We start from the raw sequence: 15576 nt of genomic DNA on the forward strand, positions 1-15576 counted from the left end.
TCTTGAAGGTTATTCGAAGAGGACATCGGTATCATATAAAAACCAAGCCACGGCGGATTTTTCGCCGATAGCTCCGTTAAGTTGAACCCTACCATAATGGACGGCAACGATCTTTCAAAAACTAGTGATGGATTTTATTGGATTTATGGTATAAAATAGGGAGAACCAGTATAAATGGCCCCATTGAATCAACCAATTAGGGCCATAATAGTAGTTGGGGGCTCTCGTTCATGCATAAATATCAAGGTATTCCTGATAAATTAATAAGACAACTAGCAAAAATAAAAGATATCAAGGTTGTTAGAGGAGCAAGTATTGAAAATACTATTTCATTGCTCATAGCTTCTGGACATGAACAAGACCTAATTTATCTTATAAAACAAACGTCATTTTCGACAAATGCTTCGGGGCTTGTTATAGATAGACCTTTGACAAGCTTTCCCGATAAAAACAACACTCCTGAAAAATTCATTAAAGGACTAATTGAACGTGAAATAATACCCGTTGATGCGCCGGAGAGAATAAATTGGAGAGTCCAATTAGACGATTCTATTCAGATTTGTGGAATATATGCAGATGGAAATACTGTTTACATAAATACAGTGCAGAGAAAATATTCAACTCGAAAGCAAGGTTGGAATAACTCTGTAGTCGATGAATATGCATATATTGTACCAATTGTCGTTCATTTTGATAATAAAATTATTGAATATCGTTGTTCAAGTTCACAAATGAAGAAAATTACGGCTTATGCTACCTATTTGCTTGAGTATACTGGAGAAGTTGAATCTGAAAGGCTAACAAAGGTCAGTAGTACGGATGCAATAGCAATTAAAAACTTTATGCAAGCTACTGTCTCCTCGGAACACATTGGCCTTCCTGCGACATTGGGAAGTATTCGTTTTAATAGTGCAAGGGGTTCTATTGATTTGGCAACTGATGAGCTAACCGAGAAAATTAAGGAGTTTATTGCAAGTAATCAGTTACCTACAGATAATAAACTGGACGTTGTTGTTCATTTAGAGGAATTTACTGATATTGTGACGGGATTGGGGTTTCCTGTTACTTTCGAAATCAACCTAAAATCCGGTATTTTTAAGTTTAAATCTACCATAGTAACTCAAGCAGTTATTGATAACATTGTAGATGCAATTTTTAAAATCTGTTACTTGGATAAATTGCAAGATTCCGTTGAATCTGTGGGTTGAATTTTAAATTGGGAGGTGTTATTTATGTCTAAACCAATATCCAAAATAAATGCTGTATTGGAATATTGGGTGACATTAACACCTCCTGTTATTGATTTTACGGTAGATAACGTACTCTCAGCTATAAAATATGAGGCCACATATGACTTTGTTTTTAGATTTCTAATGTCTAAAAATGGATTTGAGCTTATGGTTTCACGTATGTATCTATGCCCAGAAAATCATAAGGCGCACATTGGCGATTTGGATCAGGGGCTTGATTTGCTTGATTTGCCCACATGTCATATATGCGGACAAGAAATTTGTAATGATCTGGATCATAGTTTTCTTATTTTTAATTTTACTGAAGACTTTAAAGAAGATGCTAAAAAAAAAGTTCACATAATGAAGAGTTCGAAAGGCCTAATAATCAGTTAGGAAAAAACTTTAAGCAATTGATAGATTTAGGATATTTAGATGAGAAGAAAAACGGTAGTGTGATTATTAGTATTGATAACAGGCAGTTTTTTATAAATGAATTGAAAGGCGAATATAAATATATTTGTAATACAAATAAGATAGGTGAGATGACCTTGACGACAAATAATAATCATAGAGTTATATCTGGGAATTTTTCAGGTGCACAATTCGGTGATAATGTAAACCTTCAGGGTGATAATGTGCAACAATCTACGATAGAAACTCAAGGCATCGCTGCAAAGGAGTTTGAAGCAGTTCTCCAATTTGTAAATTCTTTACCCGATTCTCCAGAGAAAAATGATGCCCTTAGTGATGTGAAACAAATTCAAGAAGAAGTAAGAAAAGGTAATTTAGAACGGGCAAAGAAGTTTTATGGCGTTTTGGCGGATATTGTACGAACATCGGCAGCTGGATTAGCACTAGGGAAACATTTTGGATGGTTTTAGCATAAATTCGGCTTGAACTTCAATCTCAGGAAGAGGACACTTCTCAGAAAGTGCCCTCTATTTTTATCCTTGCCTTCATTAAATAAACCAATGATCCAAAAACTATGGCAAGCATATTAGGGCTAAGTGTTCGACTGACGCAACAGGCGTGGTTTCCGTCCCTTCGCAGATCGTGGATGTCCGTATGTGTTTCAATAACTCTCATTTTAATAGTCTTGGCGGAAGGAGAGTTCAATCGGCTTTACATGAGAGGATTATGTTCTCGTGTAATTCATGAAATTTACAGAGCTAAAAATGTTGACTCCCCTCGAACAAGAGTCCCAAGCAATTTTAAGAAGTAGCCAAGGTGCTTTTACGGCGATTCCAAAGCCCAACTTTGGGTTAAGTCTCCGTCTCATTGGATAAGATTTTGAAAAAGGCAGGGCGCTTAGAAGAGCGCCCTGTTCTGATTTCAGAAACTTGCTGTTACAGACAACGTGGTGAACAATACCGTAAGTAACGGCGACGTTTTTTAGGGGAAAACTCTCAAGAGCCTTCAAAAGTGCGTTGACTAGCATGGGTTTTGGGTGGGGCGCACTTGGCGAAAAGCCGGCGTATCACAGAACGATCCGGTACTTGGAGGGGGACTTTTGCTTGCAGAAAGTAACAGGCAGGATAGTGAGCACCCTATCGCAATTAACGATATTGATGGCAGTTTTTTTGATGTAAAAACTATAGTTTAGGATTCAATGAGGTTGGTATTACTTTTCAATTTGAATAATCCCGTTCTTGCGTTCAAATTCATCTATGTGTTGCTCGATGAGATATTCAATTTGCATGGCAATGGAACGTTTGTTTTTATCCGCAATAATTTTGATTTTCTCAAAATTTTCTTCTTCTAATCGTAAGGTAAAGACCCGTTTATTTGTGGCCATAAAAACCAATACCCCTCCAAAGTGATGTCAATATTATACCAATATGATTGGGATGGATATACGCTCACATTGACATCTAAGTGAACTCACCTTACAATGTTTAATATCAAGCATTCACTTTGATATCACTTTTTTGAGGGGAAGTGTTGAGTTTGATAAAGAGTCTTAGAACTTATTTGCGTGATTTTATTGCCATGAGAACAGAAGAAATTGGGAATAACGTTCTGAAGCAAGATGAGGGATATCAAGAATTATCTAAAGAACTTCAATCCTTATTAAAAGAGATTTTTAAGTATGTTCCAATAGACCAACACCCAATACTATTTTCTTATGAAGAGAAAGAACAAGCTCAATTGGCACTAGTCATTGAAATTATGTACAGGCAAGGATTGATAGATGGAGTATGCTTAAATCGAAGACTGTCAGTAGTGATGGAAAATGAGGATAAATTCTAAACACACATAAGAAGATTCTTGAAGGTTATTCGAAGAGGATATCGGTATCATATAAAAACCAAGCCGCGGCGGATTTTTCGCCGATAGACCCGTTGAGCTGACCCTTTTTTGATCAGTTCTGCTTGCGCTCCCAGCGAAAAACTTGTGGTAGAACCGTCTTTTACTCTCCGCAACATTTAACAAAGAAATTAAGTTCTGCAGTACCTGCACAGTTCCAATAAAGTCGTCATCTTTGTGGGTCAATTTTCAGCTTTGGCATAGACTTAGTCCAGAAATGACAGCTGAATCCGCCGATGGCTTGCTTCATCTCAAGGGAAGAGAAGATTAACAAAAAATACCCCTTTGTAGGTATAGAAACAAGTGGACAATGGATTTATGATGATGCATGAATCTTAAATGTGACTTAGAGAGGGTGCGTTATAGGTATGATGATTAATTTACGCAATCAGGACGGTAATGTGAAAGAATGTAAAGTCGGATTTTCATGGACTACATTCTTTTTTTCGTTTTTTCCGGCAATTTTTAGAGGTGACTGGAAATGGGCGATTATTCAATTCATTGTAGCATGTTGCACTTTTGGTGTTTCCAGTTTGGTCTTTTGCTTTATTTATAACAAACTGTATATCACTGACTTATTGAAAAAAGGGTATAAGCCTTCTGATGAGAATTCAGGGAAGGTACTTGAAGCGAAGGGGATCATTGAAAATTACCGTACTTTAACAACATAACTTCAAGGTTTCAGACGTTAACCAGCCGGTGCTGGACGCTTACTATGCAAGGATACGCTGACCGCGTTCCTGAAGGACGGGCGGCTAGAGATCGATAACAATCGTAGTGAACAGTCGATCAGGCTATTTGCAATCGGGCGCAAAAATTGGTGGTTTGCGAATCCCCCACGGGGAGCAGCGGCAAGCGCGACTATTTACAGCGTAATCAGCTTGCAGATCTGAAGGTGACGCAAGCATTGGAGCCTAATAGGCCGTTGTCATCGTCACTACCAGACTCTTGCCATCTCACGTAACCTCCATCCATCATACACTCGCTCCCATCTGACTGCTAGGTGGGGGCTATTTTTTCAAGCACGTATACAACGTTAGCAAGGGACCCTTTTTTGATCATTTCTGCTTACGCTCCCAGCGAAAAACTTGTGTAGGACCGTCTGAAGAAAAACGGTTTGTCTTCGATATTGGGAACATATGTGATGAATAGCTGTTCCCACGCGCAATACAAATTGCGGCCAGCTATTCGTAAACAAAATCGGCATCCTACTCCGTAACTTTAATATTCTTCTGTCCCCAGGCAACAACAGATTCAATTAAAGGCACTAGCTCTTTCCCAGAAGTAGTGAGTGAGTATTCGACACGGGGAGGAACCTCGTTGTATTGTTCCCTATGAATGATCCCGTAATCACAGAGATCTTTTAGACAGTTGGTTAACGTCGTTCCTGTGATACCATGAAGACGTCTTTTTAATTCGTTGTATCTGATGCAGTTATTTTCGCTCAAAATCGCCAATATCGGTAAATTCCATTTTCCTCCGATCACCGAAAAGGCGAAGGTAGCTGGGCACAGCTGATCAAGTTTAAAATCGTATTTCATGATGATTCTCCTAATAGTATTTTTTTGATACTTAGTAAGAAAAATGATTGTACTTGTTCAAATATATCTAAGTATTATAATAATACCATGTACAGGACATTAACAAATGTCTCTTATAAAAAATAATTTTTTAGGGGAGTTATTGGACGTGACAAAAATTGGAATTATTACAGGAAGTACAAGGCAAGGTAGAGTAAGTTTGCAAGTTGCTGAGTGGGTCAAGACAATTGCTGATCAAAGATCTTCGTTACTCCAGAATACAATCGTGGCATCACTTCTGCCTTGAAGAATGCAATCGATTATCTGAGTCAGGAGTTTCGCAATAAAGCTGCCAATATTGTCAGCTACGGTTCAGCTGGAGGAACCACCGCAGCTCAGCAGCTTCGCCTGACCTTGTCTGTACCACAAGTCGCAACAGTAGCTACGCAACCTGCTCTTAACCTATTCACTGATTTTGAAGAAATGAGAACCTTTAAACCTGGCCCACATCACAAGGGCACAATTGAAACCATGTTGGATCAAGTTGTTTCCTGGTCCAGTGCGCTTAAAACATTGCGATAACATGTAGTCTGTCTTGAGTCCGGTGGATAGATCAAACCGTTAAGCAAGTTTGAAACCATCCATCGGTAAAAATAAACTTCTGAAAGTGATGCAAATTATGAACAATCAAAATATGATGTGTGATCTTGAAACGGGTGTCTGTGGTGTTGTCGATGAAGATCCAATCCAAAAATTCGATCTGGATCAGCAAATTAAAAAAATAACGTTGTATTACGTAACAGATCCGATCTGTTCTCATTGTTGGGCGCTCGAACCCGTATTAAATCGATTCACTCAGCAGTATGGCCAGTATTTCAATGTAAGTATTATTATGGGGGGATTATTGGCTAGCTGGCATGGGTTCGGGGATTCTTCAAACGGGATTCAAAAACCTTCTGATGTTGAACACCATTGGAAGGAAGTGGGCCAACACTCACGTATGCCAATCGACGGAACATTGTGGCGTACGAATCCAATAAGCTCTTCTTATCCGCCATCCAGAGTATATAAAGCCATTCAGAACAAGCATAAAGGGAAAGAGAATGGATTTTTGCGGAAAGCAAGAGAGGCTGTTTTTGCTTTTAATCAGAATATTGCTGAAGAGCAGGTACTCATTGAAATCGTCAACCAAATTGGGCTGGATGGAAAACAGGTTTTTGTAGAATCGGAACTCGAAGAGGCACAAGATTTGCTAGAACAAGACTTTGATTTAGTAGCTAGACTCGGTGTAAGAGGATTCCCAACCATCATTATGGTCGATGAAGAAGGTAAAGGGATCAAGATTGTCGGAGCGCGGACATTGGATACCTACGTGGACGCGCTTGAACAAATCATAAATCATCGAGTTAAACCTACAAAGGTACGACCTCTCGCGAAATTGATGGAGGAAAGCCATCTTTTGTTTTCTAAGGAAATTGAAGTGATATACGGAGTCGAGTCCAGTGAGGTTGAAAAATTTATCGCTTCAGAGCTTCGTGAAGATTCATATCATATCGAGCACATTTTAGGCGAATTGTACGTTGTAGCTCAAAAGAATAGGGATGTAAGTGACCTACCCGCAAACGGCTCTCAAGCTTAAATGCTTTGTAAGGCATCAGATAAAGTGCTTTTGTAAGTTAGGAGCGAATGCCGCGGCAGTTGCTCCTTTCTAAAATTTAGGAATGGTCAAATGGACCAACTTGACTTATTGAGTAATATCAGATAATTTATATGCTATGGCATATACTTTTATAAATGGGTGAAAATTATGGAATTGTACAATATAACGGGGTTTTTGATTCATCGTACGGATGTTAAAATGACCAATTACTTTACAAAGCAATTAAAGCCCTATGAGATGACGCCAGAGCAATGGGGTATTATCAGTGTTCTAGATGGAGATAGACCAACAACTCAAAAAGAGCTTGCAGAAGCAATCGACCGAGATCAGAGCACGGTTGTTCGAATGATCCACTCGCTCGAGAAGAAGGGGATCGTCAAACGGATTGTAAATGATACAGATAAACGATCTCATAACTTATACCTGAGCAATAAAGGAATAAAACTTAAATCAGAACTCCTGCCGATTGTCATCGAAGCACACAAGCACGTGACAAGGTACTTAAGTGACGATGAAATTCAGGAATTGAAAACTATACTTGAAAAACTGTATGCGAGTGTTAAGGAATTGTGAGATGTATGCTATAGCATGTAAAATACTACGAGAAATGAGGAATTTTCTTGGTTATTATCATTTTGCAAGTTATTGTCGGCTTATTTTTTATGTTTACTGGGAGTAAAATTATTTCCGGTAAAATGGCAGATGAGTTCAACCGTTTCGGCATGCCTCCCATCTTTAATTTTTTAACAGGGTTTATTGAGATCACGTCCGCAATCGGTTTATTTGTAGGCATTTGGTTTCCAATAGTGGCTGTTATTGCAGGATTTTTACTAGCGGCTACAATGTTTGTCGCAACCTTTATTCTTCTCGTTATTGCTAAGGATCCTTTTCCAAAGGCAATACCGGCTATCGTACTTTGCCTGTTGTCTGTGGTCGTCAGTATGAATCATTTGATTTAGTCTGCAAGCTAGTGATTTCATGTTTTAAGTACTGTACTCATGGGTTTCTATCTCGTGCTACCGTTTTTAGTGTTCAAGATCCCAGCTCAACCAGATGCCCACTTTCCTTAATCTCTTCTATGAGGTCGGTCTTGGGCTTAATGTCATGTATACGGTTGATGACCCTAAGAAGCGGGCCGTCGAGTTTAAGCTTTCTGAGGGGATGGAGGTCTGCGGAGTTAGGGAAGTTTAAGTTTGCCAGGCAGAAGTCTAAGCTGGCGGGGACTATTCGGGGAAGAAAGGGGCTGGTTGTGCCAGCCCCTCTTTCATTTCTTTTTCTCCAACTCCGCCTTTAATCTTGCATTCTCTTCCAACAGCTTTTGAACGTCCGGGACATCCTTGCCGGAAACCCAGCCATACAAATCGTCTCTTGCTGCATACTCCGGCAATTGATCACGAAGTACCATTGTAATGTGCCGTACATCTTCAACATAATAGGTAGGGACTTGTTCCATGACCGATTGCTTAAACTCTTGAAACTTCTGATAGTATTCAATTGCTGCGAAGTCGTATGGCTTTTGTCTTAATGCTTCATCTGTGACAACAAAAGCAAATCTAGGTTTGCCCGCTTCTCCGGCATACTCATATTCCCAATGCGTATAGCTCTTGGATTCATCAGGAAGCGTTAAACCATAGAATCCTCCGAGAATCAGGATATATACATCGGACTCGTCGATCCATCTCTTCCTAATTTTCATTGGACTTTCCTTAAAATATTGCTCGATTCCAGCAGGGATATGACCGGCTTGAAGTACGGCTTCAACAGCGGTATGTCTTTCCTCAATAAGATCGTAGAAAGTAGACGATATGTAAATTTGCAATTTTTTTCTCATAGGCCCACCCAAATTAAAGAATTAGTATAAAAAGAATTTACCACTCTCTCACTTTATTTGTCAAAATTGACTGGAGTTTTCATGCGGCAAGCTTGCACCAGACGGCAAATAGGAGGTTTAGTTCGTGCAAAAGGAATGGAAAAGAAAGGTTTGAGGGCAATTTCATAGCTTAATGAAAAATGAAAGTATATTAACCGAGGACTAAACAGGTAATTAACGAGCTTACACTCATTTGATACATACCCACTGTCTCTTGAACGTGGTGAGTGGGGGGATAGGTGATCCGGAAAGTGTTCTGATTCGGGCACTTGAACCTTGTGAAGGAATAGAATGGATGTACAGGCGCCGCGAAAGTGTAAAGAAGGAGCAGGAGCTGACGAACGGACCGGGTAAGTTGACGAAAGTGTGCGATACTCCCAGCGAGGCGGCATATTGCGGCACGAACGGTACAATGAGTCCATATACGAGCATATCGACGGAAATAGCGATGGTGACGACGGCAAGCGCAGCAATTCGTGAGCGCTCAACTTTTTGATTCAATCGCGTCGTCCCCCTTCTGCTGTTCCAGCAGTTGCTTCAATTGCGAGAGAAATTGCAACAGCAATTCAACCTGATCGTACATGTTCCTGAAGATAAGCTTGACATATTCCGGTAGATCTATTTCGCTTGTTCCCCGCTTTTCAACTGGGCAAGCAAACTGCGTAGGGATTCCTGCTGTTCATTCAGTGCATGATAGATGCCGGAAACACACCTGCCCACAGGTCGGTTTGCGTTTTTTGCAGCGTAAGTTGAATTTCATAACCATACATTATTCCTCGACGGTGATGCCGGCAGCTTTCAAATGCCCGTAGGCAACGATTCTACTAAACTGAGATGAAACTTCATCTGCAGGAAGGGGGTTATCGTTTTTAATCCACCAGAGTACAATCCCCATGAAAGACGATATGAGGTATTCGAGCAGCAATTCCTTGGATATCGCTAAAGGGGAATTTCCCTGAGCAGGATTCCACCCCTCATTTAATTTATCTTTAATGATATTCTCCATTTTCGCTCGAAACTGATAGATTCTATTCTCTTCAATTAACATGGCATAGTAAAAGGTGGTGTTGCGCGAAATATGTTCCAGTACAGTTTGCATGACTGTCTCGAGTATAGAAATACTGAAAGGATTCATGCTGATGGGACAAAGAACGACTGTATCCTTTAATTCGCTCAACAATTCATTCATACATGTATCCAATAAATCAGGTTTATTTTGGTAGTGAAGATAAAAAGTGTTTCGATTGATCATAGCCTGATCGGCAATATCCTGGATCGTTATCGCTTCATATCCTTTTTCCTGAACAAGCTCATAAAACGCATTTCGAATCGATTGTTTCGTGCGCAGTATTCTAAGGTCCGTTTTCTTGTTCACTGTTTTCTTTCTCCCCTACATGAAATTTTAACCGTTAAGCGACAAAAGTTGTATGAGCTGTCTGTTATCCTTCAAAACGAAAAATATTGAATATTGAGCGTTATATTAACCTCCATTATAATGAGCGATAGATAAATAAACAACGCCATGTTCATTATTTATCTAATGCCCATAAACTTAAAGGAGGATAGTCGAATGACGGTAAACAATGAAAATGAGCTTGTCCGTAAGGCAATCGCCGTGTTGGAAAGTTTAGAGAGCGGCAACCCCGAAGCGATTATGGCTTATGTGAATCCAGATCAATATATTCAGCACAACCAGGCCTTACCCGATGGTCGTGAAGCCATGCTTGGTGCACTTGATCATTTAAAGGAAATGGGTACAAAGGTAAGCATTAAGCGTACTATAGTCGACGGAGATTATGTGGCACTTCATTCCGTATATGATTTTTTTGGCCCCAAAATCGGCATTGATATATTCCGTTTTGAGAATGGGCTGATCGTCGAACATTGGGATAATCTGCAAGAGATGACGGAAAAGACGACAAGCAATCATACGATGATTGACGGACCGGTCACCATTAGGGACATCAACAAGACGGATGCGAACAAAGTATTGGTCAATAGCTATGTTGAGAACATCTTGCTTGGGAAGAACCCGGACCTGCTTGCCTCTTACTTTGATGGCGATCACTACATTCAGCATAGTCCACATATTGCCGACGGTCTTTCCGGTCTTCATGCTGCTTTGCAGGCGCTGAAGGAGAAAAATATTGAATTTCAATATACTCATGTCCATCAGGTAATCGGACAAGGCGATTTTGTGCTTACGGTGAGTGAAGGTTTCTTTGACGGTCAGCCTACCGCTTTCTACGATTTGTTCCGCGTGGAGAATGGAAAGACCGCCGAGCATTGGGACGTCATCGAGGCCATACTGCCGGCAGAAAAACGAAAGAATTTGAACAGTAGATTTTGAGGTGGGTGCAGCGCAATTGTAGAAAAGACAGGGGAAAGCATATATCATGGTTGTCGCTTTAAACATTCACGTAACCAGAAACAGAAGAAAGAGGTTGAAATTGCACGTAACCCCTAATAAAATCATCTCTTTAGGCACCCTAACGGGTGCCTTTACATATTTCATGTGGAATTTAAAAATGTTGTTGACACGACACCAATTGGTGTCCTATAATCAAAGTGTCACCAAATGGTGTCCAATTACGGGTTTCATCTTATCCTTCCGCTTTCTTATGCTGCACTAAATATCGCCTCGTGGGCGCTTCGTCCGAAGAGCCGCAAACTGTAGAGGGAGGTGATGAAATTATCGGCTATTCCTTCGTACAACCGATAGATACTACTATAAAAATAATAATTGGGAGAGGGTGTTATGGACGAGAACAACCGGTTGCGGGATGTATTTGACGCGATTTCAGATCCAACTAGACGCCGACTGATTCGTCTGTTAGCAGAGGCGGACGAGATACCGCTTCATGAATTAACGCCACAGTTTCAAATGGGCCGAACAGCGGTATCCAAGCATTTGACCATCCTTAAAGAGGCCGGATTGGTGCTTGACCGAAAAGTCGGCAGAGAAACGCTATTGAGGCTAAACGCCTCTCCGCTCAGAGAAATTCAAGATTGGGTGGCTTACTACAGCAAGTTCTGGAGTACGAATATGTTGCGCTTGAACCAACTTTTGGAGGAGGAAGAAGAATGAGTTTAACATTATCCTTGGATTATCAGTACGCGACATCGATCGAGAAGCTTTGGTCCGCCTTAACCGATTCAAGCAAGCTTGCCAAGTGGGTTGCCAACATTCACACCGGTCAGCCGATGGAGAACGATTTTCAACCTGTCGTCGGATACCGTTTTCAGTTCCGCACCCAGCCAAACGAATATTGGGATGGAATTATTGAAGGCGAAGTGCTGATCGTGGATGCACCCAACCGGGTATCCTATACTTGGGTCAGTGGAGGGGAGAAGCATACGGTCACCTGGACGTTGCAGGACTTAGGGAACGGGAAGGTTAACCTTCATCTCGAACAAACCGGAATCTCGAATGAACCAGCACTGGGTGGGGCGAAGTATGGCTGGGGTAAATGGTGCAGCGAGCTTGAAAAGGTGTTGGAACAATAATCGCATTCGATTACCTTCTTGTTGTTAGGAAACAAAGAGATAAGAGGAGAGATGGAAATGTCCTATATCGTTGATTTCAAAAATGTATCTACGGTTGGTTTAGAGTCTTCACCTGTAGCAGAAGCGCTTGCTGGTTTGCGTGCTAATGAAGCCCGTTATTTTATGAACAAATACAAGCATGAATTTATGGTTGTACCCGCTAGCGAAAGTCAGGAGAGCCTTGATTATGTGAACCGAATTTTGAAAGAAGAACGCAATATTGAGTTTGCGGCCAAACCTTTAGAAACGTCGCGTTTTCAAGTGGAAAATATCCAATTTACCTACGTCTTTTATGAGGATGGTCTTGGGCTCAATGTCATGTATACGGTTGATGACCCTAAGAAGCGGGCCGTTGGTTTTAAGCTTTCGGAGGGGATGGAGGTACCAAAGGAGTTAGAAGGGAAGTTTAAGTTTGCTAGGCAGAAGTCTAAACTAGCGGGAACGATTCGGGGCTCGTTTTTTGTAATTAAAGGACAATATTAAAGTAAGACCCGTTACGCTGAACCATACCATAAGTAATGGCGAAATTTTTCGTGGGGGAAGGGCGTAGAGGCGCTTAAAGAAGCTGGAGCGGGTAGGGTGGGAAATGGAAACGTCAAAACTAAACTTACGGAAACACAAAGAAAACAGAGGCGGAGCGTCCCGCCTCTGTTTTCTTACGTATGAATATCTGTGATTTGAAGCGTTACTGACAAAAAAGTACCCCAACATTATAATTGTTTTATATATCCTACAGCGGCACTAACCGGGAGGACGGTATGCAATTTCAACCAATGTATGATGATGGGGAATTATTTCTACCGAAGATCGAATTAAATATGACATCGAACCAATCGATTGGCATTATAACGGATTTGAAGCGAAAGCAGCTTTTAATGAATCAATTAGTGAATCGTTCCCAATATTATTTATTTCGAGCTGGGCAAAGCGAGTATATGCGTTTAACGGTGGAAGAGCTAATCGCTTTTCTAATTAAAGTAACGGAGAGGAATGAGCGTGTCGCTTTGTTAATGAATTATTTTGCTTTAAAGGAAGAACGGAAGGTAAGAATTAAGGATCTAAGCTCATCGAAAAGGATGTATGTGACATTGCTGCGTGTCTTTTTTGCGCATCAGCCTACACTTGTACTGGAGGAACCCTATTTTTACTTGGAAGAACAAGATCGTCGTCATTTTAAACGGATTTTAGATGACCTTGCGAAAGAAAAGCAGATTTTAATTTTAACTTCGAATTTAGAGGATGCCCTTATTTCCTGTGATGCCATTTATCGATTGAACGAATCCGGATTTCATCCATTGGATATTCGGGACTCAGAAGAGGATAAGCAGGAAGTGCAGGAACAAGATCGGGCCAATATAACCGTGCAGAAGATTTATACGAAAAGAAATGACAAAGTGATTTTGTTTAATCCGCCTGAAATCGATTTTATAGAAAGTATAGATGGTTCGATCCTTGTTCATGTGGGTGGAGAAAATTATGACTGTGCTTTGACGCTAACCGAGCTCGAGCGGAGATTGTTAAACTTCGGTTTTTTTAGGTGTCATCGATCCTACATCGTTAATCTGCAAAAAGTAAGAGAGATTATTACATGGACGAAGAATAGCTACAGCTTGCGATTACATACAGGTAAAGATGCCGTGGTTCCGTTATCTCGTTCAAAATTGCATGAATTAAAAGCACTTCTTAACATTTAATTTCCGGGGTAATGTCGAACCAATCAAGCATTGGGTGGTACCATTGAGGCGATAATAGCTACATTTCGGCGGTATTTGATGGCTGTATGCATGCAATCATTATATGCTTAGGGCACCAACGTTAAGGAAGTGGTGCTCGTGGATGTTATCCAAGTAGAACATATTCGAAAGAGATTTGGAAATAAGGATGCGTTATCAGACGTGTCCTTTTCCATTCCGAAAGGAGAAATTTTTGGTTTCCTGGGTCCGAGTGGTTCAGGAAAAACGACATTAATAAAGATTTTAACTGCGCAGTTAAATTCGACAAGTGGACAGGCAAATGTATTTAATCAGCCAGCGGAGATGATGCATCAGTCTTCACAGAAGATGCGCTTTGGCATTTTGACGGATAACAGTGGTCTATATGAGAGATTATCGATTGAGGAAAATCTAGAGCTGTATCGTAAGTTATATGATCTTCCTAGATCTTCGATCGATAAGGTGCTGCAGTTTGTAAACTTAAGCGGAGAGCGCAAAAAGAAAGTCAATCGCTTATCGAAAGGGATGCGTCAGCGTGTCATGTTGGCATGCGCGATTATCCATGAGCCGGAATTATTATTTTTAGATGAGCCTACTTCGGCTTTAGATCCTGTAAACTCAGCACATATTTATAAAGGCTTACGCTACTTAAATGAGAAAGGGACAACGATTTTTTTAACTACGCATGATATGGTTGAGGCGGAATTGATGTGTAACCGTGTAGCGATTTTGTATCAAGGACAAATCCAAACCATCGGTTCACCCAAGGAACTTAAAAGACAGCATCGAGAAAACGTGGTTTGTGTTGACTTAATCAATGGGGAAGCCTACGAGCTCCCGATAGGTGAGGGAACGGCTAATCAAATAGCTGATTGGATGAAACGAGGGTTCATTGATCGATTAGAAACGAAAGAGTCAAGTCTAGGTGATATCTTTATTAAAATGACAGGAAGTGAGTTACTATGAGTATCTCATTAAAACGTGCTCGAGCGATATTTGTGAAGGATTACAAAGAGTTTTCACGCAATTATGCGCTCTCTATTATGTTGATTTTCCCAATTATCCTTGCACTTCTTCTTCGAGCTGCCGGCTCCGGCTCGTCTTTGCCTGGATCTTTCGCTACAGTTCTTAATCTTTCGTTTGTGTTCCTAACATGTTTCGCACAAGCATGCTTGATTGCGGAAGAAAAGGAGCGTAACACTTTACGATCATTAATGATGACTCCGGCCACGACCATGGATGTTTTAATCGGTAAAAGCACTTTAGTCTTTGTAATGTCTGCTGTTGTTCTGGCTATTGCTACGTATCTATTTGGCTATGAGCCAGCTAGTATATGGGCGTTTGTGGCAGCAATCATTCTTTCGATTATTCTATACATAGCAGTCGGCACGATATGCGGTTTATTCTCCAAGACGTTGCTTGATGCGTCATTATCTATAATTCCTGTGTCGATCGTATTCTCTGGGGCACCATGGGGAGCGTTTCTTGTGGATGATTATCCAATCTTCAAAGTGCTGGATTACGTACCAAGCAGTCAGCTTGTGCATTTGCTAGCTCCACGTAATATAGGCTTTACGTTGGGAGACTTATTAAAACCCCTCCTCATTACTTTGGCATGGACGGTTGTATTAACGATTGTGTCTGTTGTTTTATATCAACGACGGTTAAAGGATGAGTAGGAAAAAAATCAGCCGCTATGGAATCGCGTATTTCTACCGAGGAGGGTTCA

At 40.7% G+C, this 15576-nt stretch carries 19 protein-coding genes and 4 pseudogenes; 19 read left to right on the forward strand and 4 right to left on the reverse strand.

The window, feature by feature from the left end:
* Window positions 1-230: 230 nt before the first annotated feature.
* The 3 genes from AC6RNO_RS03885 to AC6RNO_RS03895 are packed head-to-tail and all read left to right on the forward strand — an operon-like array spanning window position 231 to window position 2113.
* The gene (locus AC6RNO_RS03885) at window positions 231-1208 is read left to right on the forward strand and encodes a hypothetical protein (protein WP_497104688.1); all 978 of its coding nucleotides are present in this window, start codon (window positions 231-233) and stop codon (window positions 1206-1208) included.
* A 24-nt stretch (window positions 1209-1232) separates the two neighbouring features.
* Window positions 1233-1625 (forward strand): hypothetical protein, encoded by a 393-nt coding sequence (locus AC6RNO_RS03890; protein ID WP_497104689.1) that lies wholly within the window; start codon window positions 1233-1235, stop codon window positions 1623-1625.
* Between the two features lie 17 nt (window positions 1626-1642).
* Window positions 1643-2113: a hypothetical protein gene (locus AC6RNO_RS03895; RefSeq protein ID WP_497104690.1), complete on the forward strand. Its 471-nt coding sequence runs from the start codon at window positions 1643-1645 to the stop codon at window positions 2111-2113.
* Between the two features lie 740 nt (window positions 2114-2853).
* Here the strand turns inward: AC6RNO_RS03895 and AC6RNO_RS03900 are convergent.
* Window positions 2854-3027: an Arc family DNA-binding protein gene (locus AC6RNO_RS03900; RefSeq protein WP_497104691.1), complete on the reverse strand. Its 174-nt coding sequence runs from the start codon at window positions 3025-3027 to the stop codon at window positions 2854-2856.
* A gap of 152 nt (window positions 3028-3179) precedes the next feature.
* On the opposite strand from AC6RNO_RS03900, the gene AC6RNO_RS03905 reads away from it, so the two are divergent.
* The 3 genes and pseudogenes from AC6RNO_RS03905 to AC6RNO_RS03915 all read left to right on the forward strand — a co-directional run.
* Window positions 3180-3482: a hypothetical protein gene (locus AC6RNO_RS03905; RefSeq protein ID WP_497104692.1), complete on the forward strand. Its 303-nt coding sequence runs from the start codon at window positions 3180-3182 to the stop codon at window positions 3480-3482.
* Window positions 3483-3907: 425 nt separating this feature from the next.
* A complete protein-coding gene (locus tag AC6RNO_RS03910) occupies window positions 3908-4210 on the forward strand; it encodes a hypothetical protein (RefSeq protein WP_474682351.1) in 303 nt (100 codons plus the stop codon).
* Between the two features lie 51 nt (window positions 4211-4261).
* Window positions 4262-4417: pseudogene (locus AC6RNO_RS03915) on the forward strand (IS66 family transposase); the annotation flags it as partial.
* A 330-nt stretch (window positions 4418-4747) separates the two neighbouring features.
* On the opposite strand, the gene AC6RNO_RS03920 reads toward AC6RNO_RS03915, so the two are convergent.
* Complete coding sequence (locus AC6RNO_RS03920) at window positions 4748-5080, reverse strand: winged helix-turn-helix transcriptional regulator (RefSeq protein ID WP_497104693.1); 333 nt, start codon at window positions 5078-5080, stop codon at window positions 4748-4750.
* A gap of 148 nt (window positions 5081-5228) precedes the next feature.
* Here AC6RNO_RS03920 and AC6RNO_RS03925 point away from each other — a divergent pair.
* The 5 genes and pseudogenes from AC6RNO_RS03925 to AC6RNO_RS03945 form a co-directional block, all read left to right on the forward strand.
* Window positions 5229-5641: pseudogene (locus AC6RNO_RS03925) on the forward strand (NADPH-dependent FMN reductase).
* A 97-nt stretch (window positions 5642-5738) separates the two neighbouring features.
* The gene (locus AC6RNO_RS03930; protein WP_474682353.1) at window positions 5739-6698 is read left to right on the forward strand and encodes a DsbA family oxidoreductase; all 960 of its coding nucleotides are present in this window, start codon (window positions 5739-5741) and stop codon (window positions 6696-6698) included.
* Between the two features lie 168 nt (window positions 6699-6866).
* Complete coding sequence (locus AC6RNO_RS03935; RefSeq protein ID WP_474682354.1) at window positions 6867-7292, forward strand: MarR family winged helix-turn-helix transcriptional regulator; 426 nt, start codon at window positions 6867-6869, stop codon at window positions 7290-7292.
* Window positions 7293-7339: 47 nt separating this feature from the next.
* Window positions 7340-7678 (forward strand): DoxX family protein, encoded by a 339-nt coding sequence (locus AC6RNO_RS03940; protein WP_497104694.1) that lies wholly within the window; start codon window positions 7340-7342, stop codon window positions 7676-7678.
* 109 nt (window positions 7679-7787) lie between these two features.
* Window positions 7788-8013: pseudogene (locus AC6RNO_RS03945) on the forward strand (DUF8821 family protein); the annotation flags it as partial.
* Here the strand turns inward: AC6RNO_RS03945 and AC6RNO_RS03950 are convergent.
* Window positions 7984-8550 (reverse strand): DUF4062 domain-containing protein, encoded by a 567-nt coding sequence (locus tag AC6RNO_RS03950; protein WP_497104695.1) that lies wholly within the window; start codon window positions 8548-8550, stop codon window positions 7984-7986. The pseudogene AC6RNO_RS03945 and the gene AC6RNO_RS03950 overlap by 30 nt on opposite strands.
* A 223-nt stretch (window positions 8551-8773) precedes the next feature.
* Here AC6RNO_RS03950 and AC6RNO_RS03955 point away from each other — a divergent pair.
* A pseudogene (locus tag AC6RNO_RS03955) lies at window positions 8774-8953 on the forward strand (DNA-3-methyladenine glycosylase); the annotation flags it as partial.
* Window positions 8954-9358: 405 nt separating this feature from the next.
* Here AC6RNO_RS03955 and AC6RNO_RS03960 read toward each other — a convergent pair.
* Window positions 9359-9964, reverse strand: coding sequence for a TetR/AcrR family transcriptional regulator (locus AC6RNO_RS03960; RefSeq protein ID WP_474682363.1), 606 nt, complete (start codon window positions 9962-9964; stop codon window positions 9359-9361).
* 195 nt (window positions 9965-10159) lie between these two features.
* Between AC6RNO_RS03960 and AC6RNO_RS03965 the strand changes: the two genes are divergently transcribed.
* The 7 genes from AC6RNO_RS03965 (at window position 10160) to AC6RNO_RS03995 (ending at window position 15526) form a co-directional block, all read left to right on the forward strand.
* A complete protein-coding gene (locus AC6RNO_RS03965; protein WP_497104696.1) occupies window positions 10160-10939 on the forward strand; it encodes a nuclear transport factor 2 family protein in 780 nt (259 codons plus the stop codon).
* Between the two features lie 408 nt (window positions 10940-11347).
* Window positions 11348-11677 (forward strand): ArsR/SmtB family transcription factor, encoded by a 330-nt coding sequence (locus AC6RNO_RS03970; RefSeq protein ID WP_474682365.1) that lies wholly within the window; start codon window positions 11348-11350, stop codon window positions 11675-11677.
* Window positions 11674-12096, forward strand: coding sequence for an SRPBCC family protein (locus AC6RNO_RS03975; protein WP_474682366.1), 423 nt, complete (start codon window positions 11674-11676; stop codon window positions 12094-12096). Before AC6RNO_RS03970 ends, AC6RNO_RS03975 begins: the two co-directional genes overlap by 4 nt.
* A 57-nt stretch (window positions 12097-12153) precedes the next feature.
* Complete coding sequence (locus tag AC6RNO_RS03980; RefSeq protein ID WP_474682367.1) at window positions 12154-12618, forward strand: DUF8821 family protein; 465 nt, start codon at window positions 12154-12156, stop codon at window positions 12616-12618.
* A 275-nt stretch (window positions 12619-12893) separates the two neighbouring features.
* Entirely contained in the window at window positions 12894-13829 is a 936-nt protein-coding gene (locus tag AC6RNO_RS03985) for a LytTR family transcriptional regulator DNA-binding domain-containing protein (protein WP_497104697.1), read from the forward strand.
* Between the two features lie 138 nt (window positions 13830-13967).
* The gene (locus tag AC6RNO_RS03990) at window positions 13968-14813 is read left to right on the forward strand and encodes an ATP-binding cassette domain-containing protein (protein WP_497104698.1); all 846 of its coding nucleotides are present in this window, start codon (window positions 13968-13970) and stop codon (window positions 14811-14813) included.
* Complete coding sequence (locus AC6RNO_RS03995; RefSeq protein ID WP_488435118.1) at window positions 14810-15526, forward strand: ABC transporter permease; 717 nt, start codon at window positions 14810-14812, stop codon at window positions 15524-15526. Before AC6RNO_RS03990 ends, AC6RNO_RS03995 begins: the two co-directional genes overlap by 4 nt.
* Window positions 15527-15576: the final 50 nt, after the last annotated feature.

The organism is Paenibacillus sp. sgz302190 (assembly GCF_059820445.1).